At 57.3% G+C, this 19,675-nt stretch carries 17 protein-coding genes; 6 read left to right on the forward strand and 11 right to left on the reverse strand.

Annotation, left to right across the window (positions count from 1 at the left end; translation table 11 throughout):
• Window positions 1-145: 145 nt before the first annotated feature.
• The 8 genes from prfB to EDF61_RS14150 all read right to left on the reverse strand — a co-directional run bounded on the left by prfB (window position 146) and on the right by EDF61_RS14150 (window position 6,275).
• Window positions 146-1,261 (reverse strand): peptide chain release factor 2, encoded by a 1,116-nt coding sequence (gene prfB, locus EDF61_RS14115; RefSeq protein WP_105658366.1) that lies wholly within the window; start codon window positions 1,259-1,261, stop codon window positions 146-148.
• A gap of 391 nt (window positions 1,262-1,652) precedes the next feature.
• Entirely contained in the window at window positions 1,653-2,108 is a 456-nt protein-coding gene (locus tag EDF61_RS14120; protein ID WP_133834484.1) for a hypothetical protein, read from the reverse strand.
• Window positions 2,101-2,547: a hypothetical protein gene (locus EDF61_RS14125; protein ID WP_105658364.1), complete on the reverse strand. Its 447-nt coding sequence runs from the start codon at window positions 2,545-2,547 to the stop codon at window positions 2,101-2,103. Before EDF61_RS14125 ends, EDF61_RS14120 begins: the two co-directional genes overlap by 8 nt.
• Window positions 2,540-2,959, reverse strand: a complete 420-nt coding sequence (locus EDF61_RS19195) for a TadE family protein (protein ID WP_105658363.1) — start codon at window positions 2,957-2,959, stop codon at window positions 2,540-2,542. Before EDF61_RS19195 ends, EDF61_RS14125 begins: the two co-directional genes overlap by 8 nt.
• A gap of 6 nt (window positions 2,960-2,965) precedes the next feature.
• Window positions 2,966-3,181 carry a hypothetical protein gene (locus tag EDF61_RS14135; protein WP_286134310.1) on the reverse strand — a complete coding sequence of 72 codons (216 nt, stop codon included), beginning with the start codon at window positions 3,179-3,181 and terminating at the stop codon, window positions 2,966-2,968.
• An 81-nt stretch (window positions 3,182-3,262) separates the two neighbouring features.
• Window positions 3,263-4,204 (reverse strand): type II secretion system F family protein, encoded by a 942-nt coding sequence (locus tag EDF61_RS14140; RefSeq protein WP_105662566.1) that lies wholly within the window; start codon window positions 4,202-4,204, stop codon window positions 3,263-3,265.
• Window positions 4,201-5,052, reverse strand: coding sequence for a type II secretion system F family protein (locus EDF61_RS14145; RefSeq protein WP_105662565.1), 852 nt, complete (start codon window positions 5,050-5,052; stop codon window positions 4,201-4,203). Before EDF61_RS14145 ends, EDF61_RS14140 begins: the two co-directional genes overlap by 4 nt.
• Before the next feature lie 2 nt (window positions 5,053-5,054).
• Window positions 5,055-6,275, reverse strand: a complete 1,221-nt coding sequence (locus EDF61_RS14150; protein WP_105662564.1) for a TadA family conjugal transfer-associated ATPase — start codon at window positions 6,273-6,275, stop codon at window positions 5,055-5,057.
• Window positions 6,276-6,524: 249 nt separating this feature from the next.
• On the opposite strand from EDF61_RS14150, the gene EDF61_RS14155 reads away from it, so the two are divergent.
• The 3 genes from EDF61_RS14155 (at window position 6,525) to EDF61_RS14165 (ending at window position 13,640) form a co-directional block, all read left to right on the forward strand.
• Window positions 6,525-10,334 carry an FHA domain-containing protein gene (locus EDF61_RS14155; RefSeq protein ID WP_166650817.1) on the forward strand — a complete coding sequence of 1,270 codons (3,810 nt, stop codon included), beginning with the start codon at window positions 6,525-6,527 and terminating at the stop codon, window positions 10,332-10,334.
• A 638-nt stretch (window positions 10,335-10,972) separates the two neighbouring features.
• On the forward strand, window positions 10,973-11,221 hold the full coding sequence (locus EDF61_RS14160) for a WhiB family transcriptional regulator (RefSeq protein ID WP_013348560.1): 249 nt from the start codon (window positions 10,973-10,975) through the stop codon (window positions 11,219-11,221).
• Window positions 11,222-11,423: 202 nt separating this feature from the next.
• Window positions 11,424-13,640, forward strand: coding sequence for a Stk1 family PASTA domain-containing Ser/Thr kinase (locus EDF61_RS14165; RefSeq protein ID WP_133834486.1), 2,217 nt, complete (start codon window positions 11,424-11,426; stop codon window positions 13,638-13,640).
• A gap of 72 nt (window positions 13,641-13,712) precedes the next feature.
• Here EDF61_RS14165 and EDF61_RS14170 read toward each other — a convergent pair whose 3' ends face one another.
• Together EDF61_RS14170 and EDF61_RS14175 are read right to left on the reverse strand one after the other, a co-directional pair.
• Window positions 13,713-15,116, reverse strand: coding sequence for a class II 3-deoxy-7-phosphoheptulonate synthase (locus EDF61_RS14170; RefSeq protein WP_133834505.1), 1,404 nt, complete (start codon window positions 15,114-15,116; stop codon window positions 13,713-13,715).
• A gap of 71 nt (window positions 15,117-15,187) precedes the next feature.
• Window positions 15,188-15,859, reverse strand: a complete 672-nt coding sequence (locus tag EDF61_RS14175) for a lysophospholipid acyltransferase family protein (RefSeq protein ID WP_105659066.1) — start codon at window positions 15,857-15,859, stop codon at window positions 15,188-15,190.
• Between the two features lie 135 nt (window positions 15,860-15,994).
• Between EDF61_RS14175 and EDF61_RS14180 the strand changes: the two genes are divergently transcribed.
• From EDF61_RS14180 to EDF61_RS14190, 3 genes are all read left to right on the forward strand, one after another.
• Window positions 15,995-16,768 (forward strand): alpha/beta hydrolase, encoded by a 774-nt coding sequence (locus tag EDF61_RS14180; RefSeq protein ID WP_133834487.1) that lies wholly within the window; start codon window positions 15,995-15,997, stop codon window positions 16,766-16,768.
• Complete coding sequence (locus EDF61_RS14185) at window positions 16,765-17,199, forward strand: hypothetical protein (protein WP_133834488.1); 435 nt, start codon at window positions 16,765-16,767, stop codon at window positions 17,197-17,199. The genes EDF61_RS14180 and EDF61_RS14185 overlap by 4 nt, the downstream gene beginning before the upstream one ends.
• Window positions 17,200-17,312: 113 nt before the next feature.
• Entirely contained in the window at window positions 17,313-19,124 is a 1,812-nt protein-coding gene (locus EDF61_RS14190; protein WP_133834489.1) for an AMP-dependent synthetase/ligase, read from the forward strand.
• Here EDF61_RS14190 and EDF61_RS14195 read toward each other — a convergent pair.
• The gene (locus EDF61_RS14195; protein WP_105662560.1) at window positions 19,097-19,639 is read right to left on the reverse strand and encodes a hypothetical protein; all 543 of its coding nucleotides are present in this window, start codon (window positions 19,637-19,639) and stop codon (window positions 19,097-19,099) included. The two genes, EDF61_RS14190 and EDF61_RS14195, sit on opposite strands and share 28 nt — an antisense overlap.
• Window positions 19,640-19,675: the final 36 nt, after the last annotated feature.

Genomic DNA, 19,675 nt, shown 5'->3' on the forward strand with positions numbered 1-19,675 from the left:
AGATTCATGCCGTACATACAGCTAACGCAGAATGCCCAGCTTAGGCATGACTAGCTGGAATTAGCGAAACGGAGTTCGTAACGGTGATGATACTTACACCCTCTGTGGCAAAAGCGTTTAGACCAGCTGGAATTCGCGATTTCGCTTACTTACTAGGGCGACGCTGTCCTGCACGCCAGCGGATGCCTGCATCAATGAAATCGTCAATTTCACCATCAAGTACTGCCTGGGTATTGCCGACTTCATGTTCGGTACGCAGGTCCTTGACCATTTGGTACGGATTAAGCACATAGGATCGCATCTGATCGCCCCAAGATGCCTTCACATCTCCGGCGAATTCCTTCTTCTGGGCGTCTTCTTGTTCCTTCTTCAGAAGCAGCAACCGCGATTGCAGAACTCGAAGTGCGGCAGCACGGTTCTGGATCTGCGACTTTTCGTTCTGCATCGAGACGACAACTCCGGTAGGAATATGCGTCATGCGTACTGCAGAGTCGGTGGTGTTAACGCTCTGTCCGCCAGGGCCAGAGGAACGGAAGACGTCCACGCGGATTTCAGATTCAGGGATTTCGATGGTGTCAGTCTGCTCAATCAGCGGCACGACCTCCACTGCGGCAAACGACGTCTGGCGACGTCCCTGATTATCGAATGGTGAAATACGAACCAGACGGTGCGTGCCGGCTTCTACCGAGAGTGTGCCGAAGGCATACGGTGCGTCGATTTCGAAGGTTGCCGATTTAAGGCCGGCCTCCTCGGCATACGAGGTATCCATAACGGTGGCCTTGTAACCACGGCGTTCAGCCCAGCGCAGGTACATGCGCAAAAGCATCTCTGCGAAATCGGCGGCATCAACGCCGCCGGCACCGGAGCGAATCGTGACAACCGCTCCGCGAGCATCGAATTCACCGTTGAGAAGGGTAACAATTTCGAGCTCGGCAAGGGACTTCTGGACGCTGACGAGCTCTCTATCCGCTTCGTGCAACGTATCATCGTCGTCTTCAAGTTCAGCAAGCTCAACCAAGACTTCCAAATCGTCGATGCGGGTCTTCAGCCGGGTCAGCCGTTCCAGCTCAGACTGGCGATGCGATAGCTTGCTGGTAACGATCTGCGCGGCGGCCGGATCATCCCAGAGGTTCGGAACGCCAGCTTCCTCCGAGAGGACTGCGATGTCAGCTTTGATCTGCTCGACATCGCTCACGTCTTCAATTGCGGAGAATGTAGAACGCAGTGAGCGGATTTCAGCGGAGAAGTCAGTTTTTGCCATGGTCCTCTAAGACTACGTCATTTAGCCATTGATCAATGAGTCCGGTGCTATCGCCGAAAAGAAGTTCCAATCGAGGTTTTCACTGAAAATCGCGCTGTGGAACCCCTAGCCAACTTGCAAGGCTTGCATCCACGGGTCGATCGGGAATCCGGCCAGTCAGTTCTCGAACAGTATTTCTGAACTGGGATTTGGAGGTGGGGTCCGCAAGCTTCCAAAGAAGCCCGAACTACCGCAAAAATGATGGATCCGGTTGCGCTGGATCCATCCTTCTTGGATTCCGCTCCTGGGGCATGCAGCAGCGTTGCTCGCTGACACGTTCTTTCTCTTGCTTCCCCGTACTTGTGCATTTCCCGCTTCCCTGGAACATCCATGCTGCTCTGCGCGGAGGTGTTCACCTGCTCAGTACAGTTCTTGCTGATGAATCTACAGATATTGGTACTCCGTCTGGAACGATCCACCCCACTATCGGCGGTTGCACCGAGCCCTGCAGCACGAGATTCGCGCCTTGCCCATCAGGCGTGATCTGCACCCGGCCAATGCGTAAATTGTCGACGCGGCCGGCCGCACCCACATCCGAAAGGTACTGTTGCACGGCTTGTTGCACGCGCTGCTGGTCCAACTGAATCCTCGGGTCGCCATTGTCCGCAACAAATTCGAATTCATCCACGGCAGCCACGACCGCCCCGTCGGCAATTGACAACAGCTGACGCGCTTTGAGGTTGACTGCGCTGACTGCTAGCACCACTGAAATTGTCAGCAAAGTGATGGCGCACAAGCCGATTGCCAGCACTAAGGATTGTCCATCCTCGTCCCGTGGATTCAGGGCAGCGCGTTTTGTCCTAGCCAAAGCGATCAGTCCTTTGCGAGGCTGAAGAATCCACGGTGAAAGCAGATACCTCTGCCCAGTCGGAAACGAAAGGAAGGGGAACATCCAACGCTACCGTCACAGTGACGACACTGCCCGGACTCAAGCATTCCTTGTCGCAACTAATCGATGTGCGAGCGTCGGCATATCCAAAGTTGTTCATGGTTCTTCGTACGACTGCGTGCGCATCTGACCTTGCCTGGGCGGGGTTATCGGCGGCGGCGAAAACCTTCGCTGCATGATCAGCAGCTCCAACCACGGCATAGCTACCGCCTTGCAGCTGTCCGACGGCCAGAATCAGGTACACCATGGGAATCAGCAAGACAGTTGAAGCAAAAATAAACTCCACTATCGCGCTGCCGCGATCTTCGGCCCGGATTCTCTTGTGCATCGCGGCAGCGAGATACTTGGCTCTACCCATAACGCACAGCTTCTCCCTGAACCTGCAAATCCCACCCGTTGGGCAAGAACCCGATTAAGGGCACCCTCGTGTTAACCGATACGGTTACCAACTGGCTATCACCAACGCGGGTTGTGCTCACAGCAATGTCACGGGCAAATCCGCCATGCAAGCTTTCGGTGATCAACATCCGAGTTCTGCTTCGAGCGTCGGATACTGACCGATTGGCCAAAGCACCGTAATGGGCGCCGTTCGATGCTGCGTCAATCAGGGTGTTGCGCACATGCAGTACCAACGCGAGTTGGATGAGCGTCATTGCGATGACCACAAGCAACGTTGTGACCATGACAAATTCGGCTACAGCAGACCCGTTCTCGCAATCTACAAGTTCCGCAGATTCCGAATTTCCAGGAGACCCCGCACTCGACCACATGCGCGGTTATCCCAATCCGGAAACTCGATCGATCGCTTGGTTGAACAGGTCCTGCAGCCTAGGCCCTGCAATGGCCAGCAAGGCGGCAACCAGCAACGCGGACATGAGTGTAATCATGACCCATCCGGGCACGTCGCCTCTGCTATCCCTGAGTTTCGGGGAAACCTTACGAAAGAGTAGTTCACCGGTTGCAGTGATTTGCAATACCAGTTTGAGCATCATTTCTTGTATGTGATTCATGACGGCCCTTCTAACTTGCTAAAGGATTTCAAAGTGGGAGATTCAAGCTTTTCTATGCTCCGATCAATAACTCATCTCCAATAACGCCAGACCGGGGAATACGGCGAAAACGATCGTGAGAGGAAGAATTCCGAACACGACCGGTACCAGCATGGAAATCTCGCGTTTTCCTGCAACTTCCATAAGTTCTCGTTTGGACGCATCGCGGACATCTTGTGCTTGGTCTCTGAGCACTTGAGCCAATGGTGTGCCTCGCTCTGTTGCAACAACGATTGCATCGACAAATCGCGTCATGGCTCCAACTTGCATCCGGTCGGACATATTCTGCATCGCTTGGACCATCGGTGTGCCTGCGTGAATGTCGTTCAAAGTCTTGGTGAATTCGTCACCGATCACCCCGTGGCAGATTCGTGAAATTCTTTCGATGGCCCCGGTGGTTGATTCGCCTGCGCCGACAGTTAGCGCCAGCACTTCGGCCACGGTTGGAAACTGAGTCAATATTTTCCTGGCCCGCCGATGGATCTGTTCGCCAAGCCACCAACCACGCAATGCATAGCCAACAATCCCGAAACCAATAACGACTAGCACCGATAGGATCAAAGAGACATGATACTGAACGGCGGCAAAGGCCATGAGCGCAGATCCTGCTACTAGGCCTGCCAGAGCATAAACAATTTCTTGAGACCGGTAGTCAATTACGCTCATGTCCAATCCGGCAGCGTTCAGACGCTTCCGAAGAGTACTTGCCGAAGGACTGTGTAGGCTAGCCAGCTTCTTGATTTGCAGCAACATGGGGGCAGCGAGTTGGCCTAAAGCCGAGTGCCCGGAGTCAGAGTGCCATGAGTCTTCCAGCATGCGTGAGCTTCGAACGCCAACGCGAACATGGGGCGCAATACGATCAGCGAAGGCCATTCTTCGCCAGCCCGGCAGGTTCACAAAGACCAGCCAAAGGCCTATGCCAAGTCCCAAACCGCAAAGCGCCGCCCACGGTGTATAGCTGTTCATGCCAGGACTCGTTCTTCTACTGGCAAGGTGCCCAGCCGGAGCATGATTCGATAGCAAACGAGGGAAACCAGCATGCCCAGGCATAGCACTATCACTCCCCCGAACGTCATATATGCATCCTTCGCAGCTTCCTGGGTGCCCAAGACCAACAGCAAGATCCATGGCGCGGCGACTGCCAAACGCGCTGCCGAGACAATCCATGATTGGCGGGCAGCGAGTTCCCCTCGTGTTCTCACGTCATCGCGCAAGAATGCCGACAAAGTTGTGAGCGTATGCCCCAAGTCGGTGCCCCCGACTTCACGCGTAATCCGCAATGTCGTGAGAATCTTGTCGGCTACCGGGTCTGCCAAGCGTTCGCCCAGCTGGTCCAGCGCCACGGAGAAGTTCGCTGTGGCTCGATAGTCCAATGCGAAATCCCGAAATAGCGGACGCAATACCTGCGGGCCGACGACAGCCAATTGGCTCAATGCTTCGGGAAGAGATAGGCCCGCCCGGATGGCACTTCGCAAGTGATCAACCACCTCTGGCCATTGTTCTTGCAATGCTGTGCGGCGCTTGGTGGCTTGATGGCGCAGGTAGACCCATGGTGCGAATGAACCGAAGATGCTAAACACCAAGGCGAAGAGCCACGAAGCGGTGAGTCCCAACGTCACCAACGCGGAAGTCAGCCCGCAGACCAGGCAAATCACGATGAATTTTGCCGGAGCCAGATTGCTCATTCCTGCATGCAAAAGAGCATTCTTGATGGCCGAGCTACGTTTGGGCGATTTTGCCCACGGGGCGAAGAGCAACCAGTCAACCATGAGGGCAATGCCTAGCCCGCCAAGGAGAGCAAAGAAAGCAACCACCGCTACACCGCCATCAATTCGGCAATATTGATTCCAGCGACATCAAACTTTTCATGGGACCAATCGGCTCCCCGAGCCGGCAGCAGGCGATCGGCTTGCCGCTCGAATAGCGTCGAGGACTCAATTTGCCCTTCCTCCACGCGGTTGCGCACGCTGAGAATCTCGTTGACATAGCGATGGCCCTGTGGACTCCGCACGCAATGAACCACAAGGTCAATGCATGCAGCCACGGTCTTGATGGTGAAGTCGCTGGTGATATTTGGTCCTGCAAGCAACGGCAAAGTGCAAATTTTTGTGATAGCGTCGCGGGCAGAATTCGCATGCAAGGTACATAGCCCCGCGATTCCCGAGTTCAGGGCAATGAGCATATCCAAGGACTCTGCTTCGCGGACCTCGCCGATAATGATCCGTTCCGGGCGCATGCGCAAGGCCTCCTTGACCAGCCGGCGCATCGTGATTTCACCGGTGCCTTCAAGATTGGCGAGGCGAGTTTGCATGGCAACGACATCTCTTAGTGAAAGATTCAGCTCAAAGATTTCCTCGATGGTGATAATGCGTTCCCTGGGGCCGATCGCTGATGCCAGACAGTTGAGCATTGTCGTTTTGCCGGCTTGTGTAGGGCCAGTAACGATGACATTCAGACCGGCACTGATCGCCGTAGAAAGGAACCTCGCTGCTTGTTCGCTCAAGGCTCCCAGCTCAACTAGATCTTCAAGTTTTCCCGCGCGAGCAATGAACTTACGAATGTTGATGGCCCAATGCTCATGGGTGATGTCTGGAATCACGACGTGAAGACGAGACCCATCAGGCAATTGGCAGTCGACGAATGGCTGGGAAAGGTCCAGACGCCTGCCCGACGTTTTGAGCATGCGTTCTACTAGAGCCGCGATTTCTGCCGATTCCATGCGTATGTGGGTCAGTTCGCTTTGGCCACCTCTGGCGCAAAATACTTGATGTGGAGAATTTACCCAGATCTCTTCAACAGAAGGATCATCCAATAAGGGTTGCAGCGCTCCGAACCCGGCCACATTATCGAATACTGAACGTTGGGCGGCCTCTAGCGATCCAAGTGAAGGCACGGCGCCAAGCAATGCGCGTTCGTCGTAGTCGCGAATGACCTCTTCAATAAGTGATCGGATCATCGCTGGCTGCTTTGCCGGGTCCAATCCACGCCGGCGAACCAGCTCGCGTACTTCGTCTTCGACAATGGACAGCGCATCCACGACTGACTCCTTTGGCTTCCCTACTGGAGGATCCCGATCTCGGGGACTATCGGCGAGCGCGTCGTCGGTGCAGCATACCTATTCGTATGACAAGGGATGCTATCTGCAGCAGAGACCGCTTTCAAGAGGTTCCCGAAGTTGTGGATAGTTCTTGGTACTTTCTCCACACCAAGATTCTTATCTTCCAGCGCCGCCCTCAATGCTGGTTTAGATGGGAACGACAACATTCCATTACATTCAGGAGACCTCATGGTCCGCTATGAATTACTTCTGATTTCCCGAAAATTCCAGCATCCGCGGCAATTCGAACTTGTCATGTCCGGACGAATATCGGGCGAGCAGCTCGCCGCACTGCTGCAGCAGCATTTCCCGGGACAACGATGGTATTCGGGAATAACGCGGATAGAAGAGTTGGGGATCCTGCATGCGTCTGAACGTCTTCTGCTCAATGAATTGCCCCAACCTGTTCGCGCCACAAGCACCACAGCTTCGTGCCTCAAGTTATATGTAGTTCGCGGCCCCGACGCTGGTGCCTGGATTCCGCTCACAAAGGGAGAACATGTCATCGGCAGAACCGCCCCATTATGGTTAGAAGATCCGCTGGTGTCCCGGGTTCACGCGAAGTTATTCGTGACAACCCGGAGCTTGCGCCTGGTAGCCTGCTCTGAGCAGCAACTTGCCATGCCAGATGGCAGCCGCTGCGAGTCCGTGGAATTGGAACACGGATCGCGCTTCTTTCTGGGCAACACTGAATTCGCTGTCGGCGATCCATTAACCGCCCAATCCGGTCAATTGGTAACCCCCGAACAATTGGAAATCCAAGTACCTTCCAAGCCCGAGCTGTCCCGCTTAATTGCTCTGGTCCTCGCAGCATTCGTTCCGATCATCTCCGGCGTCTTGCTTGCCTTGGTTACCGGTTCGATGCTCTTTCTGATCTTGAGTGGCGTTTCGGCCCTTATGGGTATGGTGCCTGCCGGTCAACTGTTCGTGGAGCGTCGCGAATGGAAAAGGGAAATGGAAGTGCAACGAGCTTCCGCCATTATCGCGAGAAGTAAATATTCTCCGGCTCTCGGAGAATCGTTCGTAGCCGGACTGGATTCCGCTTCTTTGGGACTGTCGCATGCCCGGATACCACCACTGGTTTGGGGCGAGGGACTGTGGTCTCCGCAGGACACCTCTCGTTCTGATCCCACGGGGATCCGCAAAGTATTTCGTAGCCTCAGGAAGACGAAGTCGGACGCGCCCTGGTTCGGTCCAGTATTTTTCCCGAGTACCCCGAGCGTCTGGCAGCTGAATTCTGCACAAGGGCAAAGCGCTGGGGCTATTCTGGCCGCAGTACTTGCACGCTATCTCCCGGCCATACATTCCGGCCAGATACGGCTCGTGCTCGATCCCAGTGTCAGGTGTCTTCCGGCGTCGCTGCTTTTGGTGAGCAACGTTTCCGTGGCCCACCTGTCGATTCCCGAAGAATCGAGCTTCACCAGGAAAGAGGAAACCAACCTGGCGACGTTGTACGTCACTGCCCAGGAACCTCAACCTATTTCCGGCGCCCTGGTGCTGGGCGTTTCACCGGTGCTGGCCGAATCCGTGGAGAATTGGATTGTTCCAAGCCCCGTGTCCTCACGTTTGCCCGACGAACGCTTAGTGCTGCAGAACCTAAGCACGCTGAGCCTTTCGCGGTTCGACAGGATGGTGCAGCAGTATGTGCAGCTGCAAAAGCAGGCAATAACCAAGAACGCAGAATCCATTGCATCCCCGTCACTAGCCGTACGGGCACATCTGGGCCTCGATGAACAGCAAGAGGACGTGTTCCTTGATCTTCATGAGGATGGTCCGCATGTACTGATTTGCGGCACTACAGGGTCAGGCAAGTCAGAAGCGCTCAGGCGCCTGATTGCTGATTTTGCCCGGAACCACCCGCCGACTCAGCTTGCCTTCGCACTTATTGATTTCAAGGGTGGAGCTGGACTAGGCGTCTATGCAGGTTTGCCCCATGTCCAGCTCTTCGCAAGCGACCTCGATGAGGCAGCGGCTCAGCGCACGTTGGAACAACTAGAACATGAGGTGCGGCGGCGCGAGGAGCTTCTGGCAGCACAAGGCTGCAGCGACATTGCGGAATATCAAGATCTCGACGAATCAGGCCCGATTCTGCCTCGCTTGCTGGTAGTCATTGACGAATTCCGTGTTTTCGTCGAAACGCTTCCTCAAGCCAGCGCCAGAATTGATCGTTTAGCTGCGGTGGGTCGAGCTCTAGGAATCCATCTGATTCTCAGCACGCAGCGTCCGGCTGGCGCTTTGACGGGACAAACCAAGGCGAACTTAAACACGACAATCGCATTGAGGGTAAACGACCCGGGTGAGTCCGTGGAACTGGTGGGCTCCACCGAGGCGTCCAAACTCCTCCACCCCGGACAGGCGATCATCAAGGGCGCTTCCAAGCCCACTAGGAACATGCAATTCCAGCTGGCCATCGAGCCGCCACTGCACGGCGAACTATTCGAGCGGAATCGTCAAGATCTCAGCCTTCGTCCGTTGTGCCGATTCGAAAAGAGCATCGCGTCAGTCGCTGGAGATCGCTTGCAAAACCATGCAGCAGAACTTTCCTCACAGTGGTCCACTTCGGAGCTCCCGGTATCTGGTTTTGCTCCAGCGTTGCCTCGGCCAGCAGAACCAACGCACTCGCCAGATACGTGGGATGGGAAGGAACGAGGAACGATTTACTGCGGCGTTGCAGATAATCTGCATTTGGCCCGGCTTGAACCTTTGATTCTTGACCCTGCCCGTTCACGATCAACATTGATCTGCGGCTTGCCAGAAGCCGGTGCCCGAACCCTGTTCGCTTCCCTCGCCCGTTCGCCCAGAAAAATACTTTGCTTCGGTCCGTCGCCGATCCCGGATGCCACTGAAAACGTCAAGGTTGTCACGGGTGAGGATCCCTATGGCTTTTTCGATGCTGTCGACTTCCTGGAATCCATGCCCAGTGATCCAGCATTGATCATTCTCGTTCATTCACTGGCCCAGTTGCAGTCCAATATCCACCCGCAACATTTCCAACGCCTGGACGAAGCACTCGGTACGCTATTGCGTTTCGGCGGCCCGCAATCGCCTATGGTGATTTGTTCAGTTGACCGCGACCAAAACGCGTTGAAGTCCACCGGTCTTTGTACAGAGCAATGGTTCTTCCCATTCAACGCTACCGAGTCATTAAAGATGATGTGGCCCAAGATCCCGGCCTGTTCGCTTTTGCCGGGTCGAGGGGTCAAGCTGAGTTCGGGGCATCCTCCGCAGGTCTTCCAACTCACCGAAGTTCAATTAGCTGAAATCCCGGGAAGCACCTGGCCCGAAGTGCCTTCGGCTTGGCAGATGCCTTCAGGTTCTGCCCTTCAACCGGCAAACTTTCTGGGATACTCGCCCTTCGATGGTGAGGCGGTCCCTCGACCAGCAGGTCCGATGGTTGTTGTGCTGTGCCCCGATACGCAACAGCGCCGGCAGCTGACTGCCGTACTCGCTGTGCGTTGGAACTCCCCGCATATTTGCGGCCTACCGGACTTTGAACGGTTCGTACGTTCTCTCGAGGACGGCTCGTACCGTGTTCGGCAGGACTTGCTTTGCCTCTTCCTCGAAACCACCAATGACTCTCGGTTGCCACCGCTCTTGAACGCTCTGAATTCGAGGGGAATCGGTGTCGCGCTATTCGTTCCGCCGTCCAGCAGGATGGCCTTCGACCTGGGATTGAGCGCCAACGGGTTCGATGATCGCCAGGTAGTCGCTGTCGAAGCCCATCATCCGCAAGATCTTCAACCGATGAATTGGCAGCCAATCCATCAGGTGCCTCATCAAGGAGCCAAAGACTATTGGTGCGCGGTCATCTCCAAACGAGGCAAACCGCGGATGATTCATATTCCGTACGAATTATCTGCTGGCAATTCAGCGGTTTGGCCGGTCTCCGAGGAATGCGGTGGTCTTCGGCGCGAAGAGCATCACCACAGTGGTTCCGGCGACCACGATGGAAAGTACCGCCGCGGCCGTCACCATCGGGATATTGGAGCTCAGGAATGAAACAGAGAGGATGAGCTGGAATAGTTGCCAAACGACAATCGGAGCACGAGTGAACGCTTTTCCCTTGAAGAAGTTGACAGCTACCGAGCCTTGCCAAACGGCAAGAAGCAAGCACAGGGCCAGCATGAATAACTGCCCGCCCATATTGACTGTTCCGTTGGTGTCGAGGTTCAACATGTAGCTGATGGCGTACGCCAGAACAGCCAGGGCCTCAATTAGGACAAGCGCGGCAACCACGAAAACACTGGTTGGGCGGGACGAGATTGCATTTTCGTTGCTCACATCAACAATTTTCGTTGACCTTCTGCAGGAACTCAAACCGCAACAATTGACTTTTGCTGTTGCTCGCGCCACACCTCTGATAACTAGCGGATCCTAGTGCCAAATGCCATGTGAGAAAGCACTCAGGCATTCAGCAACATTTCGCTACCGTGACTCTTGTTTACTTCCGCGTTACATGAAAACCTTATGTGGTCGGTTAAACGAAGTGCCCGAATGGACTTCTCCGACCTTTCGAGACGCCAGATGTTAACCGCTAGGCAACCAGGATTTCATTTCACTCCTAGTTATTTTTTGCCTGTGTGTTGATTGTCGTTGGTGTTTCACACCCTCTCAGATTTCAAGGAGCATCAATAAGCATGGATTGGCGTAGCCGCGCGGCGTGTCTGGAAAAGGACCCGGAACTGTTTTTCCCAGTGGGAAACACCGGTCCGGCCCTGTTGCAGATCGAAGAGGCCAAGAGCGTCTGCCGTCGATGTGAAGTAACCGAAACCTGCCTGCAGTGGGCTATTGAGTCCGGCCAGGATGCAGGCGTCTGGGGTGGCATGAGCGAAGATGAGCGTCGTGCCTTGAAGCGTCGTGCAGCACGAGCTCGCCGCGCTTCCTAATTAAGCTGCGCTCGAGGTAATTCTCGCAACCCGAGACGCTATACGAAATCCGCCAGAGGTAAACACCACTGGCGGATTTCGAGTTTAAGCGACAAATTGTCAGCTCAGCTAGGTACATTAAAAGTAGTATTCATGTTCGAAAGGATCCGTTAGTGACTCTGGCCCGCTTCGCGTGCACCGTTCAGGCAGGTGCGACCGCAAAATGAGCCCGGCCCTGACCGACCCCAACCTGGGCAAGACGCTGGATGGTCGATACCGACTGGACCATCTGCTTGCCCTGGGTGGCATGTCACGCATCTACCGCAGCATGGACAAGCGCCTGCATCGAGCGGTTGTCGTGAAGATCCTGAACGACAACTTCTCCAGCGAGCATACAGTGCGTGAGCGATTCGAATCCGAAGCTGTCATCGCTGCGAATATCACTCATCCGAATGTGGTCTCCATCCGCGATCACAACGTGAGCGATAATCTGGTGTACCTCGTGATGGAGTATGTTCGAGGACGGAACCTCGAACAGGTCATTGAAGAACGCGGCCGCTTTACTCCGCGTCAGGCGCTAAGCGTCCTTGAACAAATTTGCCACGGTCTCAGCGCCGCGCACAGCGAGGGAATCATCCACCGGGATATGAAACCGGCAAATGTGCTGCTCTCCGATACCGGCGAAGTGAAAGTTACCGACTTCGGCTTGGCCCGTGCTGCCAGCGCCCATACCCAGTCAGCCACGCTCGTCGCCACGCTGTCCCATGTCTCCCCCGAACTAGTTTCAGGGGCACCAGCCGATTCGCGCAGCGACATCTACGCACTGGGCATCATGATCTACCAGATGCTGACTGGACAAGCACCGTATACCGAGACCAATGCCGCTGCATTAATGAAGCATCATCTGGACTCCCCCATGCCCATGCCCTCGGACTTGGTTCCGGGATTGGCCGAAGATCTCGATGAGTTGGTTCGATGGTGCACCGAGAAGGATCCAGAGAAGCGCCCGCAAGATGCTTCGCTGCTGCTGGAGGAGATCATCCAGATCCGCTCAACGCTCAACGATGCGCAACTGGACCTGGGCGCCGAGGACCTCGGCGGGATTGAAGATCTCACCCCGCAAACTATGGCGCAGATGCCCACTACGCTGCAGCAGCGTCTTGATGCGATGCAACGCGAGCGCGAAGATGAGCGTGAACAGCTATGGCTGAAGCGGAATACTGCTCAGCACGAGGACAGCTACGTTATCGATGATGCCCCCGCCGATCCTGACCAGACAACCGTCATTGCCGCGGTTGACGCCACCGAAGTCTTGGATCTTCGCGATGCGCAAGCCACACTGACCCAGCCTCGTCCCACTGATCTTGCCGCTGATTCTGGCATAGCCGCAACGTCGGTGTACACCCGCGGCCGCGATCTGGAACCGGCCCAAGAGAATGACGCCGATTCCGAAGCACCGCTGTCGGTACGTGGCCAAAAGCGTGCGCAGAAGCAGGCTGCAAGAAAGTGGCGCAAGGAAGCACAGGTACCCACCCACCGGTTGCGTCAGCCTCGCTCGGGTACGCAGAAGTTCGTCATCACCGTGATGTGGATCCTCATCGTGGCTCTGGTCGCAGGTGCCGGATGGTTCTTCGGCCGCGGCCCCGGAACCGTCATCCGCATCCCGTCATTGACCGGCATGCTTCAATCGCAGGCAGTCGCGCAAATGGATGGCCAAGGTGTTCCAGTTCGGGTAGGCACGACCTACAACGATGAGATTGCCATCGGCAGGGTGGTCGACTCGCAGCCGGGGACCGGCGAGAACATCATGAAGTTCCAGGGAATCGATCTGATCGTTTCGCAAGGCCCTCAGCTTTTTGCAGTTCCGGATTTCACCGGGAAAACCCTGGATCAGGCCACCAAGTTGCTCGATGAAATCGGTTTCGAAGATGTCCAGGAAGCCGAGGCCTACTCGGAATCGGTGACGAAGGGCGAGATTATCAGTTCCTCCCCTGCCGCCGGCAAGAAATTGCCGCGGAAGAACATCATCACCCTCACTGTTTCCAAGGGACATGCTCCGGTTCCTGTTCCTGCGGTCATTGGTCTTGGCAAGGATGCGGCCAAGGAAAAGCTTGAGTCCATGGGCTTGAAGCTGGAAACCGGTGAATCCGTCCATTCCACGACGACCGAAAAAGGCCTAGTCGCCGTCCAGGACCCGGCCCAGGGCACCGTTGCGTACGGCAGCACCGTGACAGTGAATCTCTCGGAAGGACCAGAATACGTCCAGATCCCATCCGTGCTCGGCATGGGCGTCGAGGAAGCACTCTCTGCACTGGAAGCCGCCGGCTTTTCCGTGAAGACGCACAATGTCTTTGGCGGTTTCAGCCAGACCGTTCGCATGCAGTCTCCATTGCACCAGCAAGCCGTGCGCGGCAGCGAGATCAGCATCTACGCCTTCTGAGGCCTGCGCCGTTCCCCCAGGCATAAAAATAATCCGGTTCCCGCTGTCGGGAACCGGATTATTCTCTAGCTGCTAGCGGTTTCGGCTGCGGCTCTGCAGTGCCGAGGAGACCAGGAAGGCCATCTCCAGGGACTGGCGGTGGTTCAGGCGCGGGTCGCACAGCGACTCGTACAGCGAGTCGAAGTCTTCCTCGCGGATCGGATCCGCTCCGCCGAGGCACTCAGCCACATCGTCGCCGGTCATCTCCACATGCAGGCCGCCTGGGAAGGTGCCCAGCGCGTCGTGCACTTCGAAGAAGCCGCGGACTTCGTCCATGACATCTTCGAAGTTGCGGGTCTTGTAGCCGTTCTGGCTGGTGACCGTGTTGCCGTGCATTGGGTCCGTAACCCACAGCACCTGGGCGCCGGAGGCCGTGACCTTTTCGATCAGGTTTGGCAGCTTCTCGCGGATGTTCTTCGCACCCATGCGGGTGATGAAGGTCAGGCGTCCTGGTTCGCGGTTCGGATCGAGCTTTTCGATCAGCGCGAGGACATCTTCCGGATCCGAGTTCGGGCCCAGCTTCACGCCGATTGGGTTGCGCACGTGCGAGAGGAAGTCCACATGTGCGTGGTCCAGCTGACGGGTTCGTTCACCGATCCACAGGAAGTGGCCGGAGGTGTCGTACGGCAGGCCGGTCCGCGAATCGGTACGCGTCAACGCACGCTCGTAGTCCAGCAGCAGTGCTTCATGGGAGGCGAAGAACTCGGTGCGCTTGAGCGCCTCGAAGTCTGCACCGCAGGCATCCATGAAGCGGATGGCCGAGTCGATCTCGCCGGCCAGCTGCTCGTAGGCGGAGTGCGCCGGGTTGGCCATGAATCCGCTGTTCCACGAGTGCACGCTGCGCAGGTCTGCGAAGCCGCCCTGGGTGAACGCGCGGATCAGGTTCAGCGTGGCCGATGAGGTGTTGTAGGCCTGCACCATGCGCTTCGGATCGTGGGCACGGGAATCGGGTGTGAAGTCGAAGCCGTTGACGATGTCGCCGCGGAATGCCGGCAAAGTAACACCATCTCGGGTTTCGTCATTCGAGGAGCGCGGCTTGGCGAACTGGCCAGCCATGCGTCCCATCTTGATTACCGGCATCGATGCGCCATAGGTCAGCACCACAGCCATCTGCAAGATGGTGCGAACTCGCGAGGAGATCTTGTCGGCGGTTGCATCGGCAAAGGTTTCGGCGCAGTCGCCGCCCTGCAGCAAGAAGGCCTTGCCCTGGGCTGCTGCGGCCAAGCGTTCGCGCAGTACGTCGACTTCGCCGGCAAATACCAGTGGCGGACGCGAACCCAATTCGTTGATGGAGGACTGATAGTCCTTGTGCTCACGCCAAGTCGGCTGCTGGGCAATTGGCAATTCACGCCACAAATCTAGTTGCGGATCGGTGGCGGGGCCGGCTACGGAGGAGCCTGGCAATGGGGTTCGGTTTTCTTCGCTCACCTTGCCCATTCTACGTGGCATCAGCTCAAAGGACCGCGATGAATGTAACAAGTCGCCGTAACACTGCGCATAGCGGCCTGCTACTTCTTTGGTTTGCGTGGAGCATAGATGTCGACGTAGCTCTGACCTGACAGGACATTGATTGCCTTGCGGATCTCGTCGGCGCAAGCGCGAAGCGTTTCAGGATTCGCGGACCTGCCGTTCAGGTGCTCGAAGGTCAGCGGCTTGCCGATCTTGATCCCGATCCGGCCCGGATGCGGCAGGCTTTGGCCGATGGGCTGGACCTTGTCGGTGCCAATCATTGCAATTGGTATCACCGGTGCACCTGTTTCCAGGGCGAGTTTGGCGACGCCGAGCTTGGCCCGGTACAACCGTCCATCCGGTGAACGGGTGCCTTCCGGATAGATGCCCAGCACCTGGCCCTGCGCCAGTGCGTTCTTGGCACTGGCCAGCGAAGCAGCCGATTTCTGCCCGCCTGAACGGTCCATGGGCAGCTGGTTGATATTGCGGAAGAACCACGCGGTGATCCGGCCCTTGATGCCCTTGCCGTTGAAGTACTCGTCCTTGGCCAGGAAAATCACGGTACGATCCAGCGCCGCTGGGAGGAACACCGAGTCGCTCACCGACAGGTGGTTGGAAGCCAAGATCGCCGCACCGGTTTCAGGCACATTGCCGATGCCCTGGATCTTGACGCGGAAGAAAATTCGTATTAGCGGCCGGACAGCGAAACGCTTGAGGAAGTCGTACAGCACAGCGGGAAAATTCCTTCTTCTAGTTGACCAGCTACGCGGGAAGAGAAACCGCGACCTTACTGGTCGAAGCGCACTCCGCACCCTTCAATTGTGCACTACGCTCGAAGGTGAAGGCAGAAATCCGGAGGGTTCACGATGAAACTTGATGCAGGCAATACTCCGCTGGACGAGCGCAAACGTCCATGTGCAGTACTTTTGATCCACGGTTTTACCGGCTCCGCTGTTTCCATGCAGCCATGGGCGGATTCCTTGGAGCAGGCCGGATTCGACACGGACATTCCCCTTTTGCCCGGGCACGGAACGCAATGGCAGGACATGGTCGGTCGAGGTTATGGCCAGTGGATCCACGCTACCGAAGCGGCTTTTGACAGGCTCGCGCGCACGCACGAGCAGGTATTCGCCGCTGGCCTTTCCATGGGCGGCGCCCTGGCCCTGCATCTGGCGACCCGCCGCAATGTAGCCGGTGTTTCGCTGGTCAATCCGGGCCTGGTCGTGGACTCCCCCTTGTCCTCCTATACTCCTTGGCTCAAGCATGTAGTGCGCAGCGTTGCCCCTATCAGCAATGACATCGCCAAGCGCGGTGTCGATGAAGGGGCCTACCCGCGCACCCCGGTAGCAGCCGTAGCCGAACTCCGTTCGCTCTTTGCCCAGACCCGCCGGCGCTTGGAGCTGGTGAACGCCCCGGTGCAGCTCTTCCGTTCCACCGTCGACAACGTAGTCTCAGAGCAGTCGGTGCGCGAGCTGGTCGAGGGCCTGAACTCAGGCACCCTGGCCGAGCACCACATGCTCTTGCACTCCAAGCACGTAGCCACCCTGGACTACGATGCGGAGCAGATTTTCCACGAATCCGCTCGCTTCTTCGCGCAGCTGGCCGCCACGGAACAGAAGCGCAAGGAGGAGCGCGCATGAATCCGGAAGATGCCCATCCTTCAAACCAGAATGATCCGCAGTGGGATGAGCTAGTCGAGAATTTCCGTCAGCTTGATGCCTCGGTACCCCGCGAACCCAGCGCCGACGAGCGCGCGGCGAGACTGGAGAAGCTCTTCAACACCGGGCCTGCCGCGGTTCGCGGACCGCGCGACTATGTTGCTGAGCAGACCCCGGAAGAGTTCGTTCCAGAAGAACCCGCCGCGCTGGGTTCAGGTGATCCGATGCTGAACCTCGCCTGGGTTGGCGCCGCTGGCGGTCCGCTTGGGTTGCTGCTGTGCGTGGTGTTTTTCCGCGCAGCTCCGGTGTTCATCTATTTCGGACTGGCACTCGCCGCCCTGCTCGGAATCGCCTACTTGCTCAAACGTCTTCCCACTGAACGCGATCCGGGAGATGATGGGGCTCAAGTATAGAAAACGGCTTTGAGTACACCACACGGTAGGTTACTCTATAGTAATAAATATGTGATGCGGGTTACCCGCTATTGCTAATGGGGTCACACAGAGTTTCAGGAGTTGAAGACCAGATGCGCGAATACAGCTCGCCAATTCGCATTCATTCGCCACAGCAGTCGAATATTACAGATCTGCTATTACGCCACGCGAATTCAGCGGCCAACCCGGCATTGTTCTCAAAGCCGGGAACCGACGGAACGTGGAATGATGTCACGGCATCGCAGTTCGCTGCCGACGCCCGGGCTATTGCGAAGGGGTTCATCGCCAATGGCATCGAAGCTGGCGACCGCATCGCGCTGATGGCCAAGACCCGCTACGAGTGGACGCTGGTTGACTTCGCCATCTGGTTCGCCGGCTGCGTCACCGTCCCCGTCTATGAAACTTCCTCCCCTAGCCAGGTTGCCTGGATCGTTTCCGATTCCGGTGCCAAGGCCGTCGTCGTTGAGGCCGCCGCCCAGGAAGCCGTGGTCCGCCGCGCCGCCCATCAGGAACAGCTCGACGGACTGGATCACGTCTGGCAGTTCGATGGCGGGCTGGAACAGCTCTCCGAAGATGGCCGGAACGTCGATGACCAGTTGCTCGAAGCCCGCCGTTCGGGCACAGCATTGGATGACATCGCCACGATCATCTACACCTCGGGCACCACCGGCCGCCCCAAGGGCTGCGAGCTGACCCACGGCAACTTCGTGGAGCTGGCGGAGAACGCTGTGGCTACCTTGCCCGGCGCCGTTTACCCGGGCGCATCGACCATCATGTTCCTCCCGCTGGCTCACGTTTTCGCCCGCTTCATCTCGGTAGTCAACATTGCCGCTGGTTGCCGCACCGGACACACCCCCGATGTCAAGCACCTGCTCGAGGACCTCCAGTCCTTCAAGCCGAACTTCATCCTCGCTGTGCCACGCGTCTTCGAGAAGGTCTACAACTCGGCCATGCTCAAGGCTGAAGATAGCGGCAAGGGCAAGATCTTCCACGCCGGCGTTGACGTTGCAGTGGCATACTCCCGCGCCAAGCAGGAGGGCAAGGTACCGCTCGTGCTGAACCTGAAGCACAAGCTCTTCGACGCCCTGCTCTACCAGAAACTGCGCACCGCGATGGGTGGCAACATCCGCCATGCGGTCTCCGGCGGAGGTCCGCTGGGCGAGCGCCTCGGCCACTTCTTCAACGGCATCGGGGTCACCATTCTGGAAGGCTACGGCCTGACTGAAACCACCGCACCGATCACGGTGAACACCCTGGACCGGATCAAGATCGGCACCGTAGGCAAGCCGCTGCCGGGCAACGCCGTGCGCATCGCCGCGGACGGAGAGATCCTCACCAAGGGCATTTGCGTGATGCGCGGCTACCGCAACCGTCCAGAGCTGCAGGATGAGACCTTCACCGATGGCTGGTTCCGCACCGGGGATATCGGCGAACTCGACGCCGACGGATTCCTGAGAATCACCGGGCGCAAGAAGGAAATCATCGTCACCGCCAGCGGCAAGAACGTGGTTCCTGCGCTGCTTGAGGACCAGATCCGCGCCGACGCGCTGGTTTCCCAGTGCGTGGTCATCGGCGAGGGCCGCTCGTTCATTGCGGCCCTGGTGACCTTGGATCCAGAAGCCCTGCCAGGTTGGCTGGCCCGTCACCAGATGGACCAGAACCTGTCGCTGGACGAGCTATCGACCCATCCAAAGGTGCTCGAAACCGTGCAGGCGGTCATCGACAAGGCCAACACCTCGGTATCCAAGGCCGAGGCGATCAAGTCCTTCCGCGTTGTGCCTGCTGACTTCACCGAGGAAACCGGTCATTTGACTCCCTCGATGAAGATCAAGCGTGCAGTAGTGCTCAAGGACTACGAAGCCGTGATCGAAGGCATCTACTCGGCGCCCAAGCCGACAGCATAGTCCAGCACTGCATTAGCCAGCTCCCACGATTCGCGAGCTGAGGCGGCCCAAGGCAACTTGAGGCCGCTTTGCTGTGTTCGGGCATAGTAGCTGCGCGGCAATACCACGCGGCTGAATGCCTGGGTGGCGTGATTCTGGTGCTCGTGGCCAAGCACCGCGTAGATCAGGTTCCCAGCCAGGTCCTTGCGGCCATTGGCCAGCAGCCATTCGACCAATTCCATGAGCCGGTCTTCCGAGTCGGCACTGGTATCGCCCACAACCACCAACACGTTGGTGCCGGTGAATTTCCCGTCCATCACCGATTGCACGCGCTGCGGTCCGGCCGTGGCCACCTGGGCCTTGCAATCCAATTCGCCGAATTGTTCGGCCAGGTGCTCTGCGATTTCGCAGAACGGAAGATGCGTGTCGAGGGTGAAGACCAGTACCGTGATCGGCTGGCCCTTGGATCCCAGCTCGGCAACCTGCTGCCTCAGCCGGGCGGGCACAGCCCCGGGCGTCATCTTGCTTGGGCGCATCACAGCTCCTTCTGCTTTGTGGTTCGCACGATTAGT

Origin of the sequence: Arthrobacter sp. JUb115, assembly GCF_004365035.1 — a bacterium.
Classification (GTDB): Bacteria; Actinomycetota; Actinomycetes; order Actinomycetales; family Micrococcaceae; genus Glutamicibacter.